The sequence below is a fragment of the Sphaerisporangium sp. NPDC088356 genome (genome assembly GCF_040685555.1).
In the GTDB taxonomy this organism is placed as follows: Bacteria; Actinomycetota; Actinomycetes; order Streptosporangiales; family Streptosporangiaceae; genus Sphaerisporangium.
In genome coordinates, this window is record NZ_JBFBIK010000010.1 from 86,381 (window position 1) to 109,205 (window position 22,825).

General features: G+C 70.2%; 13 protein-coding genes and 1 pseudogene. 5 read left to right on the forward strand and 9 right to left on the reverse strand.

Going from position 1 to position 22,825, the window contains the following annotated elements; translation table 11 throughout:
• Positions 1-76 precede the first annotated feature (76 nt).
• Positions 77-2,029, forward strand: a complete 1,953-nt coding sequence (locus tag AB0O34_RS06635; protein ID WP_363913393.1) for a beta-galactosidase — start codon at positions 77-79, stop codon at positions 2,027-2,029.
• 589 nt (positions 2,030-2,618) lie between these two features.
• Here AB0O34_RS06635 and AB0O34_RS06640 read toward each other — a convergent pair.
• From AB0O34_RS06640 to nrdR, 5 genes are all read right to left on the reverse strand, one after another.
• Positions 2,619-3,530, reverse strand: coding sequence for an MBL fold metallo-hydrolase (locus AB0O34_RS06640; RefSeq protein WP_363913359.1), 912 nt, complete (start codon positions 3,528-3,530; stop codon positions 2,619-2,621).
• 188 nt (positions 3,531-3,718) lie between these two features.
• Positions 3,719-4,906 (reverse strand): Cmx/CmrA family chloramphenicol efflux MFS transporter, encoded by a 1,188-nt coding sequence (locus AB0O34_RS06645; RefSeq protein WP_363913361.1) that lies wholly within the window; start codon positions 4,904-4,906, stop codon positions 3,719-3,721.
• Positions 4,907-4,958: 52 nt separating this feature from the next.
• Positions 4,959-5,531, reverse strand: coding sequence for a TetR/AcrR family transcriptional regulator (locus AB0O34_RS06650; protein ID WP_363913363.1), 573 nt, complete (start codon positions 5,529-5,531; stop codon positions 4,959-4,961).
• A gap of 259 nt (positions 5,532-5,790) precedes the next feature.
• Complete coding sequence (locus AB0O34_RS06655; protein ID WP_363913365.1) at positions 5,791-8,664, reverse strand: vitamin B12-dependent ribonucleotide reductase; 2,874 nt, start codon at positions 8,662-8,664, stop codon at positions 5,791-5,793.
• A 135-nt stretch (positions 8,665-8,799) separates the two neighbouring features.
• Positions 8,800-9,261: a transcriptional regulator NrdR gene (gene nrdR, locus AB0O34_RS06660; RefSeq protein ID WP_363913367.1), complete on the reverse strand. Its 462-nt coding sequence runs from the start codon at positions 9,259-9,261 to the stop codon at positions 8,800-8,802.
• Between the two features lie 649 nt (positions 9,262-9,910).
• On the opposite strand from nrdR, the gene lexA reads away from it, so the two are divergent.
• On the forward strand, positions 9,911-10,624 hold the full coding sequence (gene lexA / locus AB0O34_RS06665) for a transcriptional repressor LexA (RefSeq protein ID WP_363913369.1): 714 nt from the start codon (positions 9,911-9,913) through the stop codon (positions 10,622-10,624).
• A gap of 106 nt (positions 10,625-10,730) precedes the next feature.
• On the opposite strand, the gene leuS is transcribed toward lexA, so the two are convergent.
• Positions 10,731-13,199, reverse strand: coding sequence for a leucine--tRNA ligase (leuS, locus tag AB0O34_RS06670; RefSeq protein ID WP_363913371.1), 2,469 nt, complete (start codon positions 13,197-13,199; stop codon positions 10,731-10,733).
• A 470-nt stretch (positions 13,200-13,669) separates the two neighbouring features.
• Between leuS and AB0O34_RS06675 the strand changes: the two genes are divergently transcribed.
• Positions 13,670-15,316, forward strand: a complete 1,647-nt coding sequence (locus tag AB0O34_RS06675) for a hypothetical protein (RefSeq protein ID WP_363913373.1) — start codon at positions 13,670-13,672, stop codon at positions 15,314-15,316.
• A gap of 31 nt (positions 15,317-15,347) precedes the next feature.
• Here the strand turns inward: AB0O34_RS06675 and AB0O34_RS06680 are convergent.
• The 3 genes and pseudogenes from AB0O34_RS06680 to AB0O34_RS06690 all read right to left on the reverse strand — a co-directional run bounded on the left by AB0O34_RS06680 (position 15,348) and on the right by AB0O34_RS06690 (position 19,534).
• A pseudogene (locus tag AB0O34_RS06680) lies at positions 15,348-16,627 on the reverse strand (cytochrome P450).
• Positions 16,628-16,681: 54 nt separating this feature from the next.
• Positions 16,682-17,941: a cytochrome P450 gene (locus AB0O34_RS06685; protein WP_363913375.1), complete on the reverse strand. Its 1,260-nt coding sequence runs from the start codon at positions 17,939-17,941 to the stop codon at positions 16,682-16,684.
• 48 nt (positions 17,942-17,989) lie between these two features.
• A complete protein-coding gene (locus tag AB0O34_RS06690; RefSeq protein ID WP_363913377.1) occupies positions 17,990-19,534 on the reverse strand; it encodes a GMC family oxidoreductase N-terminal domain-containing protein in 1,545 nt (514 codons plus the stop codon).
• Positions 19,535-19,714: 180 nt separating this feature from the next.
• Between AB0O34_RS06690 and AB0O34_RS06695 the strand changes: the two genes are divergently transcribed.
• Together AB0O34_RS06695 and AB0O34_RS06700 are read left to right on the forward strand one after the other, a co-directional pair.
• Positions 19,715-21,268: a long-chain fatty acid--CoA ligase gene (locus AB0O34_RS06695; RefSeq protein ID WP_363913379.1), complete on the forward strand. Its 1,554-nt coding sequence runs from the start codon at positions 19,715-19,717 to the stop codon at positions 21,266-21,268.
• Between the two features lie 114 nt (positions 21,269-21,382).
• The gene (locus AB0O34_RS06700) at positions 21,383-22,690 is read left to right on the forward strand and encodes a M14 family zinc carboxypeptidase (protein ID WP_363913381.1); all 1,308 of its coding nucleotides are present in this window, start codon (positions 21,383-21,385) and stop codon (positions 22,688-22,690) included.
• Positions 22,691-22,825 lie beyond the last annotated feature (135 nt).

Sequence of the window (22,825 nt, forward strand, 5' to 3'; positions counted from 1 at the left end):
TCACCATACGAACTCCGCGCTCGCCGGACGGGCCGGGACGACGGGCGGGGAACGCGGCGTGAAGTGGCCGAGGGGGATGGACGGGCTCTGCTACGGGGGCGACTACAACCCCGAGCAGTGGCCCGAGGAGGTGTGGCACGAGGACGTCGCGCTCATGCGCGAGGCCGGGGTCACCCTCGTCACCGTGGGCGTGTTCTCCTGGGCCTCGCTGGAACCCTCCCCGGGCCACTTCGCCTTCGACCGGCTCGACCACGTGCTCGACCTGCTCGACGCGGGCGGGATCAAGGTGAACCTGGCCACCCCCACGGCCTCTCCCCCACCGTGGTTCGGCCTCGCCCATCCCGACGCGCTGCCCGTGACCGCCGACGGCACCCGGCTGGCGCACGGCAGCCGCGACACCTACTGCGTGTGCGCTCCGGCGTACCAGGAGGCGTCGGTGCGCGTCGCCCGCGCGCTCGCCGAGCGCTACCGGGACCACCCGGCGCTGGCCATGTGGCACGTGCACAACGAGTACGGCACGTGGTGCCACTGCGACCACGTGGCGGCGGCGTTCCGCGACTGGCTGCGCGCCCGGCACGGCTCGCTCGACGCCCTCAACGACGCCTGGACCACCGCGTTCTGGAGCCAGGCCTACGCGGACTGGGACGAGATCGCGCCGCCGCGCGCCACGCAGTACCTTCCGAACCCCTCGCAGGCGCTCGACTTCCGCCGCTTCCTGTCGGACGCCATGCTCGGCCACTACCGCGCCCAGCGGGCCGTGCTGCGCGGGCTGACCCCGGACGTGCCGGTGACCACGAACTTCGTGTTCGGGAGCTGGGTGCCGGTGAACAACTGGGAGTGGGCGGGCGAGGTGGACCTCGTCGCGATCGACCACTACCCCGGCGACCGCGAGCGCGCGGCGGAGCAGACCGCGTTCGCCGCCGACCTGGCGCGCGCGTGGGCGGGAGGGCGGCCGTGGCTGCTCATGGAGCAGGCGGCCGGGATCGTCTACACGGGAACGCGCATGCTGGCCAAACGGCCCGGCCAGATCGCCCTGCACAGCCTCCAGCACATCGCGCGGGGGTCCCGGGGGGCGATGTTCTTCCAGTGGCGGGCCTCGCGGGGCGGGTCCGAGCTCTGGCACGGCGGGATGGTGCCGCACGCGGGGCCCGACAGCCGGATCTTCCGCGAGATCCGCGACCTCGGCCGCCTGCTCCCCCGCCTGGCCGACGTCTCGGGCGACGTTCTCGCGGACGCGGCCATCCTGTGGGACCCGGAATCCTGGTGGGCGGTGGAGGCGCCGGGGCTCCCCTCGCCGGAGGCGCGTTACCTGGACGCGCTCCACCAGGCCCACCGGGTGCTGTGGCGTAGTGGTGTCACTACCGACTTCGCCCACCCGTCCGGCGAACTGTCCGCGTACCCGGTGGTGCTGGTCCCGAGCCTCTACCTGGTCTCCGACGCCACCGCCCGCAACCTCGCGCGGTACGTCGAGGGCGGTGGCACGCTGGTCGTCTCGTTCTTCAGCGGCGTCGCCGACGAGCACGCCCGCGTGCGGCTCGGCGGCCATCCCGGAGCGCTCCGCGACCTCCTCGGCATCCGGGTCGACGAGTTCCTCCCCCTGGACGAGCCCGTGCCGATCCGCCTGCACGACGACGGCGGCGGCGGGCCTCGTACGGTGAACGGCTCGATCTGGAGCGAGCGCGTCGAGACGCGCGGCGCCACGGCGCAGGCGTGGTACCGGGGCGGCGACCTGGACGGCCTGCCGGCGATCACCCGGCACCGTCACGGCGCCGGACAGGCGTTCTACGTGTCCACCCGGCTCGACGACGACGCCTACGCCGCCGTCCTGGCCTGCGCGGGCGTCCCCGCCGCGCCCGTCCCCGTGGGCGTCGAGCTGGTACGCAGGAGCGGCGGCCGGCTGTTCGCCCTCAACCACACGGCCACCGAACACGAGATCGCGGTGACCGGGACGGACCTCGTCACGGGGGCCGAGGCCGGCGGCGTACTCCGCCTCGCACCGGGCGGCTTCGCCGTGGTCAGCACGCTATGACCGGATGGGCGTCCGGCACGCGAGAGAGTGCAAGCGCTTAACAAGAAGACGTCAAGCGGCGGGAGCAATAGTCTGCTCAGGCACTCGGTGCCACGACCGGAGGGAGAAGAGCGATGAGGCGCATCACGATCGCCACGCCCCGAGGGGGCCGCCGCACGAGCAGGGCCTTCGGCCTTGATCTGCGCTCGCCCTCCGGACGCACGCTGCCGTACTAGAGATCTTTACAATAGTCTTAGGCCGTCCTCTGTAGACATCTCATCTAACAGAATCATCACGCCGGGGGGCTGGGATGAAAAGGCTTTCGGTGGTGCCCGCGTACGTGCCACGGCACAAGGTGCGCGACATCCGATCGGCACACGGTCGGAGGCCTTCCAGCGAGTCCAAGGTGGTGCACCTCCAGGCGTACACCGGGCGCAACGTCATCCGCTTCCCACCCACAGGCGGGCCGGCCCCCGCCGCCTGACCGCCACCGCGCGAGATCAGCGCGAGCGGCGTCCGACGGCGGGCACGGCGAGGGCGACCAGGGGAGACGCAGAGCGGCGGCGTGCTCGTACGCGATGAGCGCTCGGCCCCTGCCGCTGGAAGGGTGTCAGCGGGGTAGGGCGGCGGTTCTGGCGAGGGCGTCGGTGGTGAAGCTCTCCGGGTATGGGGAGCGGGCGAGCGCCTCGGGCACCGTCAGCTCTCCGGCCTCGACCGCCCTGCACAGCTCCGCCACCTCGGCGAGCTCGGCACGCTGGCGGGCCACGAACGCGGCGTCCACCGGATCGCCGTGCCCCGGCACGACCGTACGGGCCCCGAGGCCGAGCACCCTGTCGAGAGCGGATGGCCACGCCAGCGGGAAGGCGTCGCCGAACGACGGGGGCGCCCCCTGCTCCACCAGGTCTCCCGCGAAGACCAGGGCGCTGTCGGGCACGTGCACCACCAGGTCATGATCGGTGTGCCCCGGGCCGGGGTGCGACAGCCGTACCAGCCGCCCCCCGAGATCGATCTCAGCGACCCCCTCGACCAGCCTGCCACCGAGGTCGTCCTCCGCGATCCCCTCGACCGGGCCGCGGGTGGTGGTGCCTTCGGCGAGTCTGCCGTCGAAGCCGATCTGGGTCGTGCCCTCGACCAGCCTGCCGGGCAGCACGAGTCGTGCGGCCTCGATGCGTGCGGCCGACTCAGGGGCTCCCTGGTCGCGGTAGTGCCGCGCCCAGATCGCCCGCTGCGCCTCGCCGGTCTGGGCGAGGTCGGTCGCGCAGGCGGGATGCGCCCAGACCGGGCACTCCCCGAACGCCGCCGTGCCGAAGCTGTGGTCGAAGTGCGCGTGGGTCAGCACCACCGACCAGGGCAGGGCGGTCAGCTCTCGCACGGCGGCCGCGAACTCGGCGCCCCCCACCTCGTCGGGGCCCGTGTCGACCACCAGGCAGGCGCGGTCGCCCGCCACCAGGCCGAGCGACAGGTCGAGCTCGGTGTGGCGCCGCACCCAGGCCCGGTCACCGACCTCGACCCACCTGTCCACCCGCCACCTCCACGCCCTACAACGGCCCTAGTGTATGAGGGCCGGCCGGCCACCAGTGCGGTGTCGACGAGCTGCGGGCTCGTACCAGCGGGAACCGGCACGACCGGCGATCGGCCGTGCTCCTCGTACAGCCGCGAACCTCCTGACCCGCATCGGGGCGTGACCGGCCGCCCGCCGGCGCGCGGAGGTCAGGTCGCCGTGAGTGACGGGGCGGGGTCAGCGTCTCGCGGGTGCCTGCCCAGGGCGGAGGCGAGGGGCACGGTGGCGAGGGTCACCACGCCCAGCGCGGCACCGGTCCAGGCGACGGCCGGGTACCCGAGGCCCGCGCCGATGGCGAGCCCGCCGAGCCACGGGGCCACGGTGACCCCGATGTTGAACGCCGAGGAGACCGTGGCACCGGCGAGCGTCCTGGCCTCTCCGGCGATCGAGTAGATGCGGACGTTCAGCGCGGGGTTGACGAAGAACCCGAAGAACCCCAGGAAGAAGACCAGCACCACGACCGCGGGCGCGATGGTCAGGGTCAGCGCGAGCAGCACGGAGACGACGATGATGCCCACCGCCCCCGTGTACAGCGTGCCGAAGGGCCGCGCGTCGGCTACCCGGCCGCCGATCGTGATGCCGATCAGCGCCCCTACCCCGTACAGCGCGAGCACCCCGGGAACCCAGGACTCGTCCAGTCCGGTGGTGTCCGTCAACAGCGCGCCGAGATAGCTGAAGGTGACGACCACGCTGCCGGCCGACAGCCCGGTCATGCCGTACGCGAGCCAGAGACGGGGGTTGGCCATGGTGCGCAACTCCCGGCGCAGGTCCGGCGCGCTCTCGCCGGTGAGACGGCCCCCGGGAACGGTGGCCGGCAGGCCGATCGCGGTGAGCGCGGTCGCCGCGGTGACCGCCCAGAAGGCCGCGCGCCAGCCGAAGTGCTGGCCGACGAACGTGCCCGCGGGGACGCCGAGGATGGTGGCGATGGTGAGGCCGCCCGTGACGATGGACAGGGCCTTGCCGCGCGCGTTGGAGGGCACCATGCCCACGACCGTGACCGCCGTGACCGCCCAGAACCCCGCGTAGGCGAACGCGGCCACGATCCTGGTCGCCAGCAGGACCCCATAGCTGGCCGTCAGCGCTCCGGCGACGTGCGCGACCACGAAGACGGCGACGAAGGTCAGCAAGGACGTGCGGCGTGGCCATCGGAGGGTGAGGACCCCGAGCAGGGGCCCGCCCACCAGCATCCCGAGAGCGAAAGCGGAGATCAGCAACCCGGCGTCGGGGATGGAGACCCCGAGATCCGCGGCGATCTCGGGGAGCAGCCCGGCGAGCATGAACTCGGAGGTCCCCTGGGCGAAGACCGCCAGGCCTAGGAGGTAGACAGCGAGAGGCACGGGTGCTCCATGATTTTGGATTGATCAGTACAAAACGAGGGCGAAGAACCGCTCATAAGGCCGCGAGGGCGGTGGCGACCACGGCTTCCAGCGCCGCACGGTCGGCCCCACCTCGGGCGGCGACCCGCAGCCCACCCGACATGGCGTGGATGAAGTGGGCCAGAGCCAGGGCGTCCCGGCCGGGCGCGATGTCGCCGGCGCGCTTACCCGCCTCGATCGCCTCCCGCATCGCCTCGACGCGCCGGTCGTAGTCACGCTTGAGCAGGCCGGCCACCTCGGGGTCGTGGGAGGCCAGCTCGATGCCGGCGTTGACGGCCAGGCAGCCCAGCCGGTCGCCGCACTCGTCGTCGACCACCTGCAGGAGCAGGGTGCGGAACTTCTCCCGCACGGGGACCTCACCGTCGAGCAGCTCGATCTGCCGGCCGGAGACCGCCTCGATGTAGTGGCTCAGCGCCCTGCCGAACAGGTCGTGCTTGCTCTTGAAGGTGTTGTAGATGCTGCTGCGCCCAAGGCCCGTGGCGTCGCACAGATCCTGCGTCGAGGTGGCCTCATACCCGCCGGCCCAGAACGCGCGCATCGCCGCGTCGACCGCCTGCCCCTCGTCGAACTGCCTCGGCCTCGCCATAGCCAGAACGTAACAGATTCTAGAACGATCAGTACAATATCCACAAAAAACGGTATACGTGGGGATTTCTCAACGCCGAAGTCCGCCAGACCCTTGATGGCCGCGACCCCGAGAACCGCGTGCACATCGACCTCGCCACCACCTCTGCGGCCACGCGGAGCCTCTTCATAGCGAGGAGGCCCGGCCAAAAGGCCGGACCTCCTCGCGATCCCAGCAGCCGAAGCGCCAAGTTCCGGTTGGACCGGATGACTTCGGGGAATCAGCTGCAGCCGCTGGTGCTGCCGCAGCCTTCGCAGACGTAGCAGCTGCCGGCGGGGCGCATCTTGGTGCCGCAGGTCAGGCAGAGCGGCGCGTCGGCCGTACGTCCCTGGTGGCTTTCGAGCGCGGCCGCCGAGCCGTTCGTGCGCGAGGGGGACTCGACGGGGGTGACCCTCGCACCGGTCGCCGGCCTGTCGTCCGCCGCCTTGTCTTCGGTCTTCTCCTCGTGCTTCTCCTCTATGGGCGCGGACTGCGCGAGGGCGGCGGTGTCGATGATGACCTCCTGGGGCGCGCCCGGGTCCTCACCGCGCTGCTGCGCCGCGCGCTCGGCCGCCGAGAAGACGCCGAGGGCCGCCCGCTCGTCGTACGGCAGGTGGTCGAGGGCCAGGCGGCGGAAGATGTAGTCGACCACCGAGGCCGCCATGCGCACGTCCGGGTCGTCGGTCATGCCCGCCGGCTCGAACCGCATGTTGATGAACTTGCTGACGTAGGTGTCCAGCGGGACGCCGTACTGCAGGCCGACAGAGATGGCCACCGAGAAGGCGTCCATGACACCGGCCAGGGTCGAGCCCTGCTTGGACATCTTCAGGAAGACCTCGCCGAGGCCGTCCTCAGGGTAGGACGACGCCGTCATGTAGCCCTTGGCCCCACCGACGGTGAAGCGGGTCGTGGTGCTCGGCCGCTGGTTCGGCAGGCGGCGCCGCTTGGGCTTCGGCACCTCGACGACCTGGACGACCGGCTCCGCGGCCTTCTCTTCGGTCTTCTTGGCGATCGACAGCGGCTGGCCGACCTTGCAGTTGTCGCGGTAGACCGCGAGGGCCTTCAGGCCGAGCCTCCAGCCCTCCAGGTACACCTGCTCGATGTCCTCGACGGTGGCCGACTCGGGCAGGTTCACGGTCTTGGAGATGGCGCCCGAGAGGAACGGCTGGGTCGCCGCCATCATGCGCACGTGCCCCATCGGGGCGATCGCCCGCGCGCCCATGGCGCAGTCGAACACCTCGTAGTGCTCGTGCTTGAGGCCGGGGGCGTTCATCACGTGGCCGTGCTCGCCGATGTACTCGACGATGGCCTCGACCTGCTCGGGCTGGTAGCCGAGCTGCCGGAGCGCCCTCGGGATCGTCTGGTTGACGATCTGCATCGACCCGCCGCCGACGAGCTTCTTGAACTTCACCAGCGCCAAATCGGGCTCAATGCCCGTAGTGTCACAATCCATCATTAGTCCGATTGTTCCAGTCGGAGCCAACAACGAGGCTTGTGCGTTCCTGTAGCCGTTTTTCTCGCCGAGGCGCAGGCACTCCTGCCACTGCTTGGTCGCCTCGTTGAGGATCGGCCGGTCGAGGGCGCTGTCGGCGCGCAGGTCGTCGTTGGCGGCGGCGTGCTTGCGCATCACCCTCTTGTGGGGCTCGGCGTTGCGCTTGTAGCCGTCGTACGGCCCGACGATCGCGGCGAGCTCCGCGCTGCGGCGGTAGGAGACGCCGGTCATCAGGCTGGTGATCGCCGCGGCGACCGAGCGCCCGCCGTCGGAGTCGTACGCGTGGCCGGTGGCCATCAGCAGCGCGCCGAGGTTGGCGTAGCCGATGCCGAGCTGGCGGTACGCCCGGGTGGTCTCCGCGATCTTCTCGGTCGGGAAGTCGGCGAAGGTGATCGAGATGTCCATCGCCGTGATGATCAGCTCGGTCAGCTTGACGAAGCTCTCGACGTCGAGGGTGTCGTCCTCGCGCAGGAACTTCAGCAGGTTGATGCTGGCGAGGTTGCAGGACGAGTTGTCGAGGTGGACGTACTCGGAGCAGGGGTTGGACGCGGTGATGCGGCCGGTCTCCGGGCAGGTGTGCCAGTCGTTGATGGTGTCGTCGTACTGCACACCGGGGTCGGCGCACTCCCAGGCGGCCTTGCCCATCTTGCGGAACAGCGACCTGGCGTCGATCTCCTCGATGACCTCGCCGGTGAGCCGGGCACGCAGGCCGAACTTGCCGCCCGCCTCGACGGTGCGCATGAACTCGTCGGAGACCCGGACCGAGTTGTTGGCGTTCTGGTACTGCACCGAGACGATGTCCTTGCCGCCGAGGTCCATGTCGAACCCGGCGTCGCGGAGGGCGCGGATCTTGTCCTCCTCGCGCGCCTTGGTCTCGATGAACTCCTCGATGTCGGGGTGGTCGACGTCGAGGACGACCATCTTGGCCGCCCGGCGGGTCGCCCCACCCGACTTGATGGTGCCGGCGGAGGCGTCGGCCCCGCGCATGAACGACACCGGGCCGCTGGCCGTGCCGCCGCTCGACAGCAGCTCCTTGCTGGAACGGATGCGGGAGAGGTTGACCCCGGAGCCGGAACCGCCCTTGAAGATCACACCCTCTTCCTTGTACCACTCGAGGATGGACTCCATCTCGTCGTCCACCGCCAGGATGAAGCAAGCGCTCACTTGCTGAGGTGAGGCGGTGCCGACGTTGAACCAGACGGGCGAGTTGAAGCTGAAGATCTGGTGGATCAGCGCGTGCTTCAGCTCGTGGTCGAAGATCTCGGCGTCCTCCTCGGAGGCGAAGTAGCCGTGCTCGCGGCCCGTGCGAGTGTAGACGCCGACGACACGGTCGACGAGCTGGCGCAGGCTCACCTCGCGCTGCGGCGTGCCGACGGCGCCGCGGAAGTACTTCGTGGTCACGATGTTGGCGGCGTTGACCGACCAGGTGTCGGGGAACTCGACGCCACGCTGCTCGAAGTTGATCGAGCCGTCCCGCCAGTTCGTCATGACGACGTCACGGTGCTCCCAGCGCACCTGGTCGTACGGGTGCACACCGGGCGTGGTGTGGATGCGCTTGATCTTCAAGCCCTTGTGGGGCCGCTTGCCCCCACGACCCACTGAGCCACTCACCGTCTCCGTCATGATCTCCCCCTTCCGGGGCCCCAAAGAGCCCTCGTGTCGGAAACACTTCGTCGCGCCGTCCGCATCCCCCGGCGCGGGGGTCCAGCGGTGCTCCTCGGCCTGGCGGCGTGCCGGGCCCGCTTGGATGTCAGATGTTCAGCTGTGTTTCGCGGCCCGCGCCGCCCGCAGTTGCTCGATCTCTTCCTCGAAGTCGGCGAGCGTCTCGAAACCGCGGTAGACGGAGGCGAACCGAAGGTAGGCCACCTCGTCCAGCTCGCGCAGCGGGCCGAGGATCGCCAGGCCCACCTCGTGAGCCGGGATCTCGGCCGAGCCGGTGGCCCGGATGCTCTCCTCGACGCGCTGGCCGAGCTGCGCGAGCGAATCCTCGCTGACGGGCCGGCCCTGGCAGGCACGGCGCACCCCGGCTATCACCTTGTCGCGCGAGAACGCCTCGGTGACCCCGCTGCGCTTGCTCACCATCAGGAGCACCGTCTCCTGGGTGGTGAACCGGCGCCCGCACTCAGGGCAGGTGCGCCGGCGACGGATCGCCGCGCCGTCCTCGGTGGAACGGCTGTCGATGACCCTCGTGTCGGGATGACGACAGAACGGACAATGCATGTCGCCTCCCTTTTCTCGCGGCCCCCACGAGTTACGCCGGCACCACCTCGAATGACGAGGTTCCCGAGGCGCCAGCCTCAGGGATAAGCCGCCGTATGTTTCCGCATTCCACCATGCTTTCGGGCCTTCCCGCCTAAACGGGAATACGCTCACGCACGCACTGCGGATGCTCCGAGTGCGTTGACGGAAACACAACTTATGGATAACCACATCGGTGTAACTACTAGATGTTGTGGTCTAACCGTAGGAGTGCCGCTCCATGAACGCAAGTCGGCCGGACCGAAGAGCGAGAATCGGCCGCCCATCAGGGCGAACGAGCGCCCTCCGGCGTGTCGCGGCCCGCCGGGGGCCGCGGCGCCCCGGACCGGGCCGCGGACCCGACCCACCCGCACGCGGATCGCTCGCGTGATCGACTTGCGGGGCTCCACAGGCATAAGATCGCAAAGTCGAACACGATATCGATCGAACTCCCGTACGATGGCGTTCACCAGATTGTCTTCGAATTCGGCGACTCTCGAACAACTGTTTGATGACGATCTTGAACAGGGTTATTGTCGCTGTGTGCGACATCGGGAACACGTATCGGGAGCCGGCCGGGGCGGGCATGGCGTGACGGAGCGTCCCCCAGGCGCCCGGCGAGGAGGAGCTTATGAGCGAGCAGGACGAGATCGGCACGGTTGTCAGCGATCTGGCGGTGCGCAGGCGTGACTCCCTCGGTCTCACCCCACGGCAACGCAAGATTCTCGAGGTGATCCGCGATTCGGTGCAGCAGCGCGGCTACCCGCCCTCCATGCGAGAGATCGGCGAGGCGGTCCAGCTGACCAGCACCTCCAGCGTGTCCCACCAGTTGACCGCGCTTCAGCGCAAGGGCTATCTCCGCCGTGATCCGCACCGGCCCCGCGCGCTGGAGGTCCGCCTGCCCGGCGAGCCCGCGCTCTGGGTCGACCCCGTCGCCCCCGGCGGGGAGGAGCCCCTGATGACCCGGCCGACGGCCACCTTCGTCCCCCTGGTCGGGCGCATCGCCGCCGGTGGTCCCATCCTGGCCGAGGAGCGGGTCGAGGATGTCTTCGCCCTTCCCAAGCAGCTCGTGGGCGAGGGCACGCTCTTCCTGCTCCAGGTCGCCGGTGACTCGATGATCGACGCGGCCATCGCCGACGGCGACTGGGTCGTCGTGCGCCAGCAGCCGGTGGCCGACAACGGCGACATCGTCGCGGCGATGATCGACGGCGAGGCCACGGTGAAGACCTTCAAGCGCAAGGACGGCCACGTCTGGCTGGTGCCCCACAACGCCAACTACGACCCGATCCCGGGCGACGAGGCCACCGTCCTCGGCAAGGTCGTCGCGGTCCTCCGCAAGCTCTGACCCCGCCGGCCCGGCACACGCCCGCCCCCGCCTGAGCGCCCACCCTGGGTGAGCGCTCAGGCGGTCTTGCTTTCAGCCGCGCCTCCGGCCTGGCCGCGCGACGGGCTCAGGGGACGATGTTGACGAGCTTGGGCGCCCGCACGATCACCTTGCGGGGTGCTCCGGCGAGATGGGCCCGCACCTTGTCGGAGGCCAGCGCCAGCTCTTCCAGCTCCGCCTGCGAGATCGATGGGGAGACCTCCAGGCGATCTCTGACCTTGCCCGCCACCTGGACCACGCAGGTGACGAAGTCCTGCACCAGCAGCGCCGGGTCAGCCTCCGGCCAGCCGCCGCGGGCGATCGTGGGCCCGTGCCCGAGCCGCTCCCAGCCTTCCTCCGCCACGTACGGCGCGACCAGCGACAGCATGACCGCCAGGGTCCCGGCGGCCTCGCGCACGGCCGGGTCGGCCGCCCCCGGGCCGGAGTCGATGGCCTTGCGGGTCGCGGAGGTCAGCTCCATCATGCGGGCGACCGCCACGTTGAAGCGATGGGACTCCACCAGCCGGGTGACCTCGTCGATCGTGCGGTGGGTGACCTTGCGCATCTCGACGTCCCCGGTCGCGAAGTCCACGCCCGGGGCTGAGGCGGCGCCCGCCTCGGCCATGACGCGGAACGCCCGGGCCAGGAACTTCTGCGAGGCGGCGGGCGACAGGTCGGCCCAGTCGATGTCGTCCTCGGGCGGCCCTGCGAAGATCATGGTCAGCCGGACGGCGTCGACGCCGAACGCGTCGATCTGCTGGCCCAGGTCGACGCCGTTGCCCAGCGACTTGGACATGGCCTTGCCCTGGTTGATCACCTGGCCCTGGTTGATCAGGCGCGTGAAGGGCTCGGTGAAGTCGACCATGCCCATGTCATGCAGGACCTTGGTGAAGAACCGGGAGTACAGCAGGTGGAGCACGGCGTGCTCCTGGCCGCCGATGTACTGGTCGATCGGGCCCCAGCGCCTGACCTGCTCGACGTCGAACGGGCCTTCCTCGAAGCCCGGCGAGCAGTAGCGCAGGAAGTACCAGGAGGAGTCGACGAAGGTGTCCATCGTGTCGGTGTCGCGCTGGGCGGGGCCCGCGCACTTGGGACAGGCGACGTTGACCCACTCGGTCGCGCTGGCCAGGGGAGACACGCCCTTCGGGGCCAGCGCCTCGCCACGCAGGTCTGGCAGCGTGACCGGCAGCTGGTCGTCCGGGACGGGGACCTCACCGCAGTCGGGGCAGTGGATGATCGGGATCGGGGTTCCCCAGAAGCGCTGGCGGGACAGCAGCCAGTCGCGCAGGCGGAAGTTGATCGACGCCGTGCCGGTGCCGCGCTCGCGCAGCACCTCGATGATCCGCGAGATGGCCTCGGTCTTGGTCAGGCCGTCCAGCGGGCCCGAGTTGACCAGCGTGCCCTCGCCGGAGGTCGCTACGCCGCTCTCGCCCGGATCGGCCGCGCCGGTGTGGACGACCACCCGCACCGGCAGGTCGAACTTCAGCGCGAAGTCGAGGTCGCGCTGGTCGTGCGCGGGCACCGCCATGATCGCGCCGTGGCCGTAGTCGGACAGCACGTAGTCGGCGGCCCAGACCGGGATGCGCTCGCCGTTGACGGGGTTCACGGCGTAGCGCCCCAGGAAGACGCCGGTCTTCTCCTTGTCGGTGGACAGTCGCTCGATGTCGCTCAGCTTGGCGACCTCGGCGCGGTAGGACTCCAGCGCGGGCAGCCGCTCGGGGGCGCAGATCTCCTCGGCCAGCGGCGCGTCGGCCGCGACCACGAAGAACGTCGCGCCGTACAAGGTGTCCGGGCGGGTGGTGTAGACCGTGACCGGCTCGTCACGGCCCTCGATCTCGAACCGGACGTCGGCGCCCTCGGACCGGCCGATCCAGTTGCGCTGCATGGTCAGCACCTGGTCGGGCCAGCCGCCCGCCAGCTGAGCCATGTCGTCCAGCAGGCGGTCGGCGTAGTCAGTGATCTTGAAGTACCACTGGGTCAGCTCGCGCCGGACGACCTCGGACCCGCAGCGCTCGCACCGGCCGGCGACGACCTGCTCGTTCGCCAGCACGGTCTGGTCCTTCGGGCACCAGTTGACCAGGCCGCCCTTGCGGTAGGCCAGGCCGCGCTCGAAGAAGCGGTTGAACAACCACTGGTTCCAGCGGTAGTACTCCGGGTCGCTGGTGTGCAGGCGGCGCGACCAGTCGAAGGAGACGCCATACCTCTTGAAGGAGCTGGCCTGGGTCTCGATGTTGGCGTACGTCCACTCGGCGGGGTGCGCGTCGCGCTTGATCGCGGCGTTCTCCGCGGGCAGCCCGAAGGAGTCCCATCCGACGGGGTGCAGCACGTTGTAGCCGCGCTGGAACCAGTAGCGGGCGATGACGTCACCGATCGCGAAGACCTCGCCGTGGCCCATGTGCAGGTCACCGGAAGGGTACGCGAACATGTCGAGCATGTACTTGCGGGGACGCTCGTCCGCGGCGTCCTCACCTGCCCGGAAGGGGTCCAGTTCCTCCCACCGCGGCTGCCACTTCGCCTGCAGCGCCTGCGGATCGTACTGCTCGTCACTCACGGCCATGTCCCTCGGTTGACTCAGCGCGGATGGCTTGACCAATAAAGAAACCCCCCGTGACCACGAGGGGCAGCCGCATCGACCGGTGTCTCAGCTCAGTCGACGCGGCCCGCTAAGAAGCAGGGTCCTGCCACGCATAGTCCAAGGGTAGCGCAGCGAGCAATCGGACTTCGTATCGTTTCCACGGCACCCCTGGTGGCCAGGGGAATTCGGTCACACAGCTACTCAATGGGGTAGATCCGTTGTGACCTCATATGTCCCGTTAGTTTACGCTTTTCGCCGTGGTGAACTCGTATGAACCGGAGCGCGGCCCGGATCCCGCGGAGGACGGCCTGCCGATGCAGGACCCTCCGACCGATCCGACAGGCCTGCAGTTCCGCGGGGCTTTCTCCAATTCTCCTGCGGACACCCCCGCTTCGCATGAGATCATGCCGAGCACCCCCAATCCGGGCATGATGTCGGGAGGTTCGCCAGCGATGGCTCCTGAGCACACCAGCCAGCCCACGCGGCCTCCGGCATGGCCGGAGAACCCCCCGGCATGGCCGGAAATGCCCCCGCCTCCCCCGCCCCCTCCGCCGGCCTCGGCATCGGTGTTCGACCCGCTCCCTTACGGCGGCCGCGCCACGTCCGACCCCCAGTCGTCCTGGGAGGCCACCCAGCAGTACGCGCCGCTGACCTCGCGAGAGGCGTCCCAGCAGGCCCCGGTCCAGACGTCGTTCCCCCCGCCGCCGCCCCCGTCCGAGTCGCCCTTCGCGCCGCCCGCCGGACCCCAGCGGTACGCTCCCCAGCCTTCCGGCCCGCAGCAGTACGCTCCCCAGTCCACCGGGCCGCAGCAGTACACCCCGCAGCCCACGGGACCGCAGCCCACGGGTCCTCAGCCGTACGCCCCGCCGTCCACCGGGCCACAGCCGTACGCGCCGCCCGCGACCGGGCCACAGCCGTACGCGCCGCCCGCGACCGGGCCGCAGCAGTTCCCCCAGCAGGGCGCGGCGCGGCAGCAGTACGCCCCGGAGGCGCCCCCGCAGCCGTTCAGGCTCCCCGACGACGCCCCGCCCGCGCCCGCCTACGTCCCGGCCGGCACCGAGGCCACCATCCGCGTCTCCGGGTCGATGAGCCAGATGAGCCAGATGGGCCAGACGGGTCCGGCGGGCACGACGGCGGCCCCCGAGCAGCGCGAGCAGCGCGGGCAGCGCCACGCCGCGTCCCCGCAGGAGCACGACCCCTACAAGCCGTTCGTCACGGCCGGGCAGATCAGCGGCCCGAAGACGCCGCCCCCCGAGCGCCAGCAGGAGCTCTGGAACACCGTCTTCGGCGAGAACTACGAGGCGATGGGCGAGGAGCCCGACGACACCGGGGGCGGCAGGCGGGTGTGGCTGTTCGCGCTCATCGCCTCCGTCGCGGTGGCCCTGGTGGCGGCGTTGCTGTGGGCGTTCCTCGCCGGCCCGCTGCGCTCGTCCGCCGACGGCGCCGAGGCCGGCACGCAGGGCTCGGGCAAGAGCACGCCCAAGGCGTCGTCCTCGTCCTCGGGCAAGCAGGCCACGACCAAGCCGCAGTCCATCGGCAGGCTGCCGAGGTACTCCGGCGAGGCCTCGCCGCGTGCCGGCATCCTCACCGACAAGGCGTCGGCGATCAGCGTGGCCAGGCTGGGCGGCCCCTGGCGGCTCGACCTGCGCTCGCAGCACGTGCAGACGACCTACGGCTTCATGACCCGCCAGTACGTCGCCGCCGGGAGCGACGCGGCCGGCACCCCGCAGTTCGCCCAGGTGATGACCGGCCCGCTCGCCAAGTCTCTGGCCACCAAGTACTCCGCGGACAAGCCCGAGGATCTCACTCCGGTGATCAGCTCGGTGGCGTTCGCGGCGCGCAACAAGTTCTTCCCCGCGGGCAACAAGGTGGCGAAGACGGCGGAGCAGCGTCTTGCCGTCGGCGGCCGTCCCGCACGCGTCGTCGCGTACCAGATCCTCTCGGGCGGCGCCAAGACCACCCTGGTGGTCGGCGCGGTGAGCACCGGCGCCGACCTGCCGGTGATCGTCTACATGTCGGTGCCGGACAGCAAGAAGGAGCTGCTGCCCGACATCAACACGGTCTTCGCCTCGATCCGCCCGACGACGCCCGCCTCCTAGCGGCCCGCCCGGAGAACGGGCCGCAGGAGCCTCAGAAGTCGCAGGGCAGGTGCTTGACGCCGTTGATGAAGCTGGAGAACAACCTCTTCGGCCGGCCCGCCTCGATCTGGGGCACCCGCTGGAGCAGCTCGCGGAACATCACGGTGATCTCCCGCCTGGCCAGGTGGGCGCCCAGGCAGAAGTGCGGGCCCGGGCCGCCGAAGCCCGCGTGCGGGTTCGGGTCGCGGGTGATGTCGAAGCGGTACGGATCGTCGAAGACCGCGCGGTCGCGGTTGGCCGACCAGTAGTACAGGACGGCCTTCTCGCCCTTCCTGTAGTGGGTGCCGTTCAGCTCGAAGTCCCTGGTGACCTTGCGGCGCATGTAGTTGACCGGCGAGGCCAGCCGCACGATCTCCTCGACCGCCCTGGGCGCGTGGCCGTCCACGTCGGTCAGCCACCGGGCCTTCTCACCGGGGTTGCGCGTGAGCGTGAGCAGGCCCTGCGAGATGGCGTTGCGCGTGGTCTCGTTGCCCGCCACCACCAGCAGGATGAAGAACGAGCCGAGCTCCCGCAGGGTCAGCCGCTCGCCGTCGATGTTGGCGCTGACCAAGGAGGACGTCAGGTCACCCGTGGGGTTCTCCGTTCGGTACGCGGCGAGGTCCTGGACGAGCTGCTGGAGCTCCAGACCGGCGTTGAGCATGGCGGACACCACGCTGTCCATGTCGCCCTCGGGGACGTACTCGGGGTCGGAGGCCCGATGATGATGTTCGAGCGGTCGAAGATGAAGCGGTAGTCCTTTTCCGGGATGCCCATCATGTCGCAGATGATCTTCAAGGGCAGGCGGGCCGCCACCTCGGTGACGAAGTCGCAGCCCGGCCCGGTCTCCAGCAGGTCGTCGACGATGCGGGCGGCTGCGGTCTGGACGTCCTCCTCGAACTTCTGGATCATCTTCGGCGTGAAGGCCCTGGACACGATGCGCCTCAGGCGCGCGTGCCGGGGGTCGTCCATGTTGATCATCGAGCCGAAGTACTCGGCGAACTCCGCGGGCATGTCCGCGATGTTGGTCGCGCCGCCGTCCCCCGAGCTGAAGACGCCGGGGTTGCGGCTGATCTCCAAGATGTCCGCGTGCCTGACGATCGCGTGGTATCCGTCGCCCCTCGGCGCGAAGGACAGCTCCGGTTCCTCGAAGAAGACGGGGGTCTCACGGTCGCGGAGCAACTCGAAGGCGTGCTCGCGCTCGGCCATGGGGCGGGCCCAGAACTCCCAGTCGGACAGGTTGATCTGGTCGTACGAGGTGATCGGCTTGCGTTCCGGAGGCGTCCCCACAGTCATGGTTCCATGATTGATAAAAGCGATTACTTACGTCAAACCCGGCATACGACCGCGCTAGCTCGTCCGGTAGCCCAGGTGCTTGATGCCGTTGATGAAGTTCGACAGCAGGTAGTCGGGCTCGCCGGTCGAGCGGATCTCCGGCAGCCGGGTGAACAGCTCGCGGAACATGACCGTGACCTCGCGTCTCGCCAGGTGCGCGCCGAGGCAGTAGTGCGGGCCCGGCCCGCCGAACCCGACGTGCGGGTTCGGGCTGCGGGTGATGTCGAAGGCGTCGGGATCGGCGAACACCGCCTCGTCGCGGTTGGCCGAGTTGTAGAACAGCAGGACCTTGTCGCCCTTCTTGTACTCCTGCCCGTTCATCTCGTGGTCCCGGGTGAGCGTGCGCCGGAACTGGATCACCGGGGTGGAGTACCTGATGATCTCCTCGACCGCGCCCGGGATGTGGGTCTCGAAGTCCCCCAGCAGCAGCTCACGCTGCTCTGGGTTGTCGGTGAAGAGCTTCAGACCGTGTGAGATGGCGTTGCGCGTGGTCTCGCTGCCCGCGACTACCAGCAGGATGAAGAACGACCCGAGCTCCTGGGAGGTCAGGTGCTCCTCGCCGTTGACCAGCATGCTGGTGAGGTCGCTTGTGGGGTTCCCGCGCCGCTCCCGGCCGAGCCGCCGGGCCAGGCCGCTGAGCTCGTGCCCGGCGCGGAGCAACTTCACCAGGCCCTTGGCGACGTTCCATCGCGTGATGTCGGGCCGGATGCCGGTGTACTCGGCGTCGGCGTTGCCCAGGATGACGTTCGTACTGCGGAGCACCATGTCGTGGTGGGCCGGAGGGATGCCCATCATGTCGCAGATGACCTGCACGGGCAGCCGGGCGGCGATCTGCGGGACGAAGTCGCCGGGGCCCTCGGCGATCGCCCGGTCGACGATCTCGCCTGCCGCCCTGGCGACGTCCTCCTCCATCTTCTTGAGGATCTTCGGGGTGAACGCCCGGGACACGATGCGCCGCAGGCGCGCGTGCCGGGGGTCGTCCATGTTGATCATCGAGCCGAAGTAGACCGCCAGCCACCTCGGCATGTCGGGGATGCTGTTGGAGGTGGGCTCGCTGCTGAAGACCCCGGCGTTGCGGCTGGCCTCGCTCACGTCCGCGTGCCGCACCAGCGCGTAGAACCCCGCCCCGGCACCGATGAACGGGGTGTGGTTCTCCTTGGTGAAGACCGGCCGGTCGAGCTGACGGAGCCGCCTGAAGGCGTCGTTCCGCCGGCCCTGGGGCAGCCCCCAGAAGGGGATGTCCGAGAGATCGATGTCCGTCGCGCCTGCGGTCATCCCTGACGCACCTCCGGGCTCCATGGTTTGAGAAAGCGGCCGCTTACGTCAAGAGGCCTTGATGAGATCCGCCGCCTTCTCCGCGATCATGATCGTAGGGGCATGGGTGTGGCCCCGGTTGAGCAGCGGCATGACCGATGTGTCCACCACGCGCAGCCCCGGAACCCCGATGACGCGCAGCGACGGGTCGACCACCGCGTCGTCGTCGATGCCCATCTTGCAGGTGCCCGCCGGGTGGTAGAGCGTCTCGCTGTGCTCGCGCACGAACCGGGCCAGCTCCTCGTCGGTCTCCGAGCCGTCGTACGGCTCCATGGGCCCGCCCGTGTACGGCCGGAGCGCCGTGGTCGCGAACACCTCCTTGGCCCGCTTGAGCCCGGCCACCAGCCGCCGCACGTCGCCCTCGGCGGTCAGGTAGCAGGGGTCGATCACCACCTCGCCGTCGTTCAGCGTGATCCGGCCGCGGCTCTCGGGCTGGAGGAGGATGACGCCGATGGTGACGCCGTGCCGGGGAGGCGGCGTCAACCCGTGGTCGGAGAACGGCACCGGCGCGAAGAGCAGCTCGATGTCGGGGGCGGGCTCCTCGGGGGTGGTCCTGAGGAAGGCGACGGCCTCGCCGACGTTGGACGTCAGCATCCCGGTGCGGTTCAGCAGGTAGCGCGCGTAGTTGCCGAGGGACTCCGCCGCGGCGAGCGTGACGGGCTCGGGGCACTCCAGCATGACCGCCGAGGCCAGGTGGTCCATGAGGTTGCGCCCCACCCCGGGCAGCTCGTGCCTGGGCTCGACGCCGGCGGCGCGCAGGTCGTCCGGGTCGCCGATCCCCGAGAGCATGAGCAGGTGCGGCGACCCGATGGCCCCCGCCGAGACGATCACCTCCCTGGCGGCCGTCACGCGCCGGCCCTCGTCGTACTCGACGCCGGTGGCGCGGCCGTCCTCGTCGAGCAGCACCCGGCGGACCCGCGCGGCGGTCAGCACGGTGAGGTTGGGACGGCCCATCGCCGGGCGCAGGTACGCGTCGGCGGCGCTCCACCGCCGCCCGCGGTCCTGGGTGACCGGCGTCTGGGAGAACCCCTCGTTGGAGTCGCCGTTGAGCTCCTCCAGCCTCGTGAACCCGACCTCCTCGCAGGCGCGCAGGAACGCCTGTGTCGTCACGTTGGGGCTGCGCAGTTCGGAGACGTAGATGGGACCGTCGGTGCCGTACACCCCGCCCCGGTTCGACCCGACCCGCCGCTCGGAGCGCCTGAAGTACGGCAGGACCTCGTCGTAGGACCAGCCGGGCAGGTTCCAGCCGTCGTAGTCGGCGCGGACGCCGCGGATCCACATCTGGGCGTTGATGGAGGACGAGCCTCCGAGGGTCCTGCCACGCGGCCAGTACAGCTCGCGCCCGAACATCTCCGCCTGCTTGGCGGTGCTGTAGTTCCAGTCGTAGCGCGTCTTGAACAGCTTCGAGAAGCCCGCGGGCACGCGGATCTCCAGCTTGCGGTCGGCGCCGCCCGCCTCCAGCAGGGCCACCCGCACCGAGGGGTCCGCGGAGAGCCGGTTCGCGAGGACACAACCCGCCGAACCCGCTCCCACGATGACGTAGTCGTATCGCATTGTTGCCTCCGGGGGATGCTGAGCAACCTTTCACGTACTTACGCCCGTTGTCGCCCCACGTCCACGCTCGTTACCGATTAGTAGCTATCGGCTGCCAAGATGTCGCAGACGCCGGCGGCGTCGCGGCCTCGGCCGCCCGCCCCGACGGAAGTAGCCGGCCTCAGCGAGGAGGAACCAGCCATGCTCAACCTGTCGGTCGTCCTGGAGGACAGCGCCCGGGAGCATCCCGACCGCACCGCCGTGGTCCTCGGGGACCTGCGGATGCCGTACTCCCTGGTGAACACCCTGGCGAACCAGGTGGCGAACCTTCTGGCGTCGCGGGGCATCGGCAGGGGCGACAAGGTGGCGCTGGCGTGCCCGAACCTGCCCTACTTCCCGTTCGTCTACTTCGGCATCCTGAAGTCGGGCGCCACGGTGGTGCCGCTCAACGTGCTGCTGCGGTCGCGGGAGATCGCCTACCACCTGCGCGACTCCGACGCCAAGGCGCTGTTCTGCTTCGAGGGCACCCCCGACCTGCCGCTCGGCGAGCGGGGCCACGCGGGGTTCCGCGAGGCCGTCCCGGCCGGCGGGCCGCACGCCGACGACTTCTTCCTGCTGCCCGCCACGCCCCTCGCCACCGACTCGGGCATCGAGGGCGTGCGGACGGTGTGGAGCGCGCTCGACGGCATGTCCGGGGAGTTCGAGACCGTGGCGACCGCCCCTGACGACACGGCCGTGATCCTCTACACCAGCGGCACCACCGGGCAGCCCAAGGGCGCCGAGCTGAGCCACCAGAACATGCTGATGAACGCCATCGTCTCCGACGAGATGTTCGAGCTCGCGGGCGACGACGTCTTCCTCGCGACGCTGCCGCTGTTCCACTCGTTCGGCCAGACCGTCATCATGAACGCCGGCTTCCGCCGCAGGGCGACCCTGGTCCTGGTGCCGCGCTTCGAGCCGGCCGCCGCGCTGACGCTGATGCGCGACGAGGGCGTCACCCTGTTCGCGGGCGTCCCTACCATGTACTGGGCGATGCTCACCTCGGTGCACGCCGACGGCGCCGAGGTGCCCGTCACGCTGCGGACGGCGGTCGCGGGCGGCGCGTCGTTGCCCGTCGAGGTGCTGAAGGACTTCCAGAAGACCTTCGGCCTCGCGGTGGTGGAGGGGTACGGCCTGTCGGAGACCTCGCCGGTGGCCAGCTTCAACCAGCCGGGCAGGCCGGCCAAGGCCGGGTCGATCGGCACCCCCGTGTGGGGCGTCGAGATGAAGCTGGTCGACGCGGGCTGGGAGACCGTCGAGGGCGAGGGGCCGGGCGAGATCGCGATCCGCGGCCACAACGTGATGAAGGGGTACTACAACCGGCCCGAGGCCACCGCCGAGGTCATGAGGGACGGGTGGTTCCGCACTGGCGACATCGCCACCAGGGACGCCGACGGCTACTACTCGATCGTCGACCGCGCCAAGGACATGATCATCCGCGGTGGGTTCAACGTCTACCCGCGCGAGCTGGAAGAGGTCCTGATGACCCACGAGGCGGTCTCGCTGGCCGCCGTCGTCGGCGTCCCCCACGCCTCGCACGGCGAGGAGATCAAGGCGTACGTGATCCTCAAGGCGGGCGCGGTGCTGACCGAGGACGAGCTGGTCGGCTGGTCCAAGGAGAACATGGCGGCCTACAAGTACCCCCGCCTGGTGGAGTTCCGCGAGGCGTTCCCGATGACCGCGAGCGGCAAGATCCTCAAGCGCGAGCTGCGCTGACACTCCGGCCGTTCACGCCGACGGCTTAGATGCAATCGAACTCCCACAAATAGGGGCAAAACAACGAGGAGGCCGGGTCGAGGAATCTCGGGGCGAGCAACTGGAGGCGATGCCATGGACGTGCGCGAGCAGATGCGAGGGGTCCCGGACTTCGACAGGTTCCCCAGCGTGGACGAGATGCACGCCGAGCTGGACGAGTTCGCCAGGCGCCACCCCGGCCTCGTACGGCTGCGCGGGATCGGCACCTCCCGGCTGGGCGAGCCGCTGCGGGCGCTGACCGTGGGGAGCGGCGCCCGCGACGCAGTGATCATCGGGGGGCCCCACCCCAACGAGCCGATCGGCTCGCTCACCGTCAGCCGGCTCATCCGGCGGCTGTGCGAGGACGCCGAGCTGCGGGAGGGGCTCGGCTACCGCTGGCACCTGATCCCCTGCGTGGATCCCGACGGGGCGCGGCTGAACGAGGGCTGGTACGCCCGCCCGGGCGACCGCCGCCACTACGCCCGGCACTTCTACCGGCCCGCCTGGAACGACCAGGTCGAGTGGACGTTCCCGCTCAGCGGCGACGGTTACTCCTTCGAGCGGAGCCTGCCGGAGACCGAGGCGCTGATGCGTCTCATGGACGAGGTGCGGCCCACGTTCGTCTACTCCCTGCACAACGGCGAGTACAGCGGCGCCTACTTCTACCTCAACCGCCACGACCCCGTCCTCGCGGCGCGGCTCACCGAGCTGCCGGCCTTGGAGGGCATCCCGCTGCACCACGGCGAGCCCGAACTGCCCGGCGCCACGATGATCGCCCCGGCCGTGTACCTCACGCCGGGCGGCACGCGGCAGGCGAAGGTCTTCGGCGGCGGGGGCGGCAGCGCGGACTACGCGGCCAGGTTCGGCGCGCTGCACCTGATCACCGAGCTCCCGTACTGGGCCGACGAGCGGATCTCCGACGCGACCCCGACCGCCACGTCGTACGGTGAGGTGCTGAAGACGGGGCTGGCCGCCCAGCGGGAGCTGCTCGACATGCTGCTGGCGGCCATGGACGCGGTGCGCCGCGATCTGACCGTCCACTCGCCGTTCCGCCGCTCGGCCGAGGACATGTTCGGCACGTACCGGAAGTTCGCCGACGAGTGGGAGGGCCACCCCGGGGCGGACCGGCCCGCGACCGTCGCGGAGCAGTTCGGCAACCGGCAGACGCTCCACATGCGCCGGCTCCGTTTCACCGGCACCTTCTGCCGCATGCTGGACGCCGAGTTCGCGGCGGGGAACCTCACCCCGGCCATCCGCGCGCAGCGCGCCCGGCTCGGCGAGCTGTTCGAGGGGTGGTGCGACGAGGCGGCCGTCGAGTCCGCCGGGCGGCCGCTCGCCATCCGCACGCTGGTCGCCGTCCAGCTGGCCGCCGCCCTGGTCGCGGCCGAGCACGCGCGCGGCTGAGCGGGGCACGCGGCTGAGCAAGCTGCACGGCTGAGCGGACTGTAGGGCTGAGCAGGCTGTACGGCTGAGCGGGCGACGACGCTCCTGAGGTGTCACCGGAACGAAAGCCGGCGCCCCGCCTGGTGGCAGGCGGGG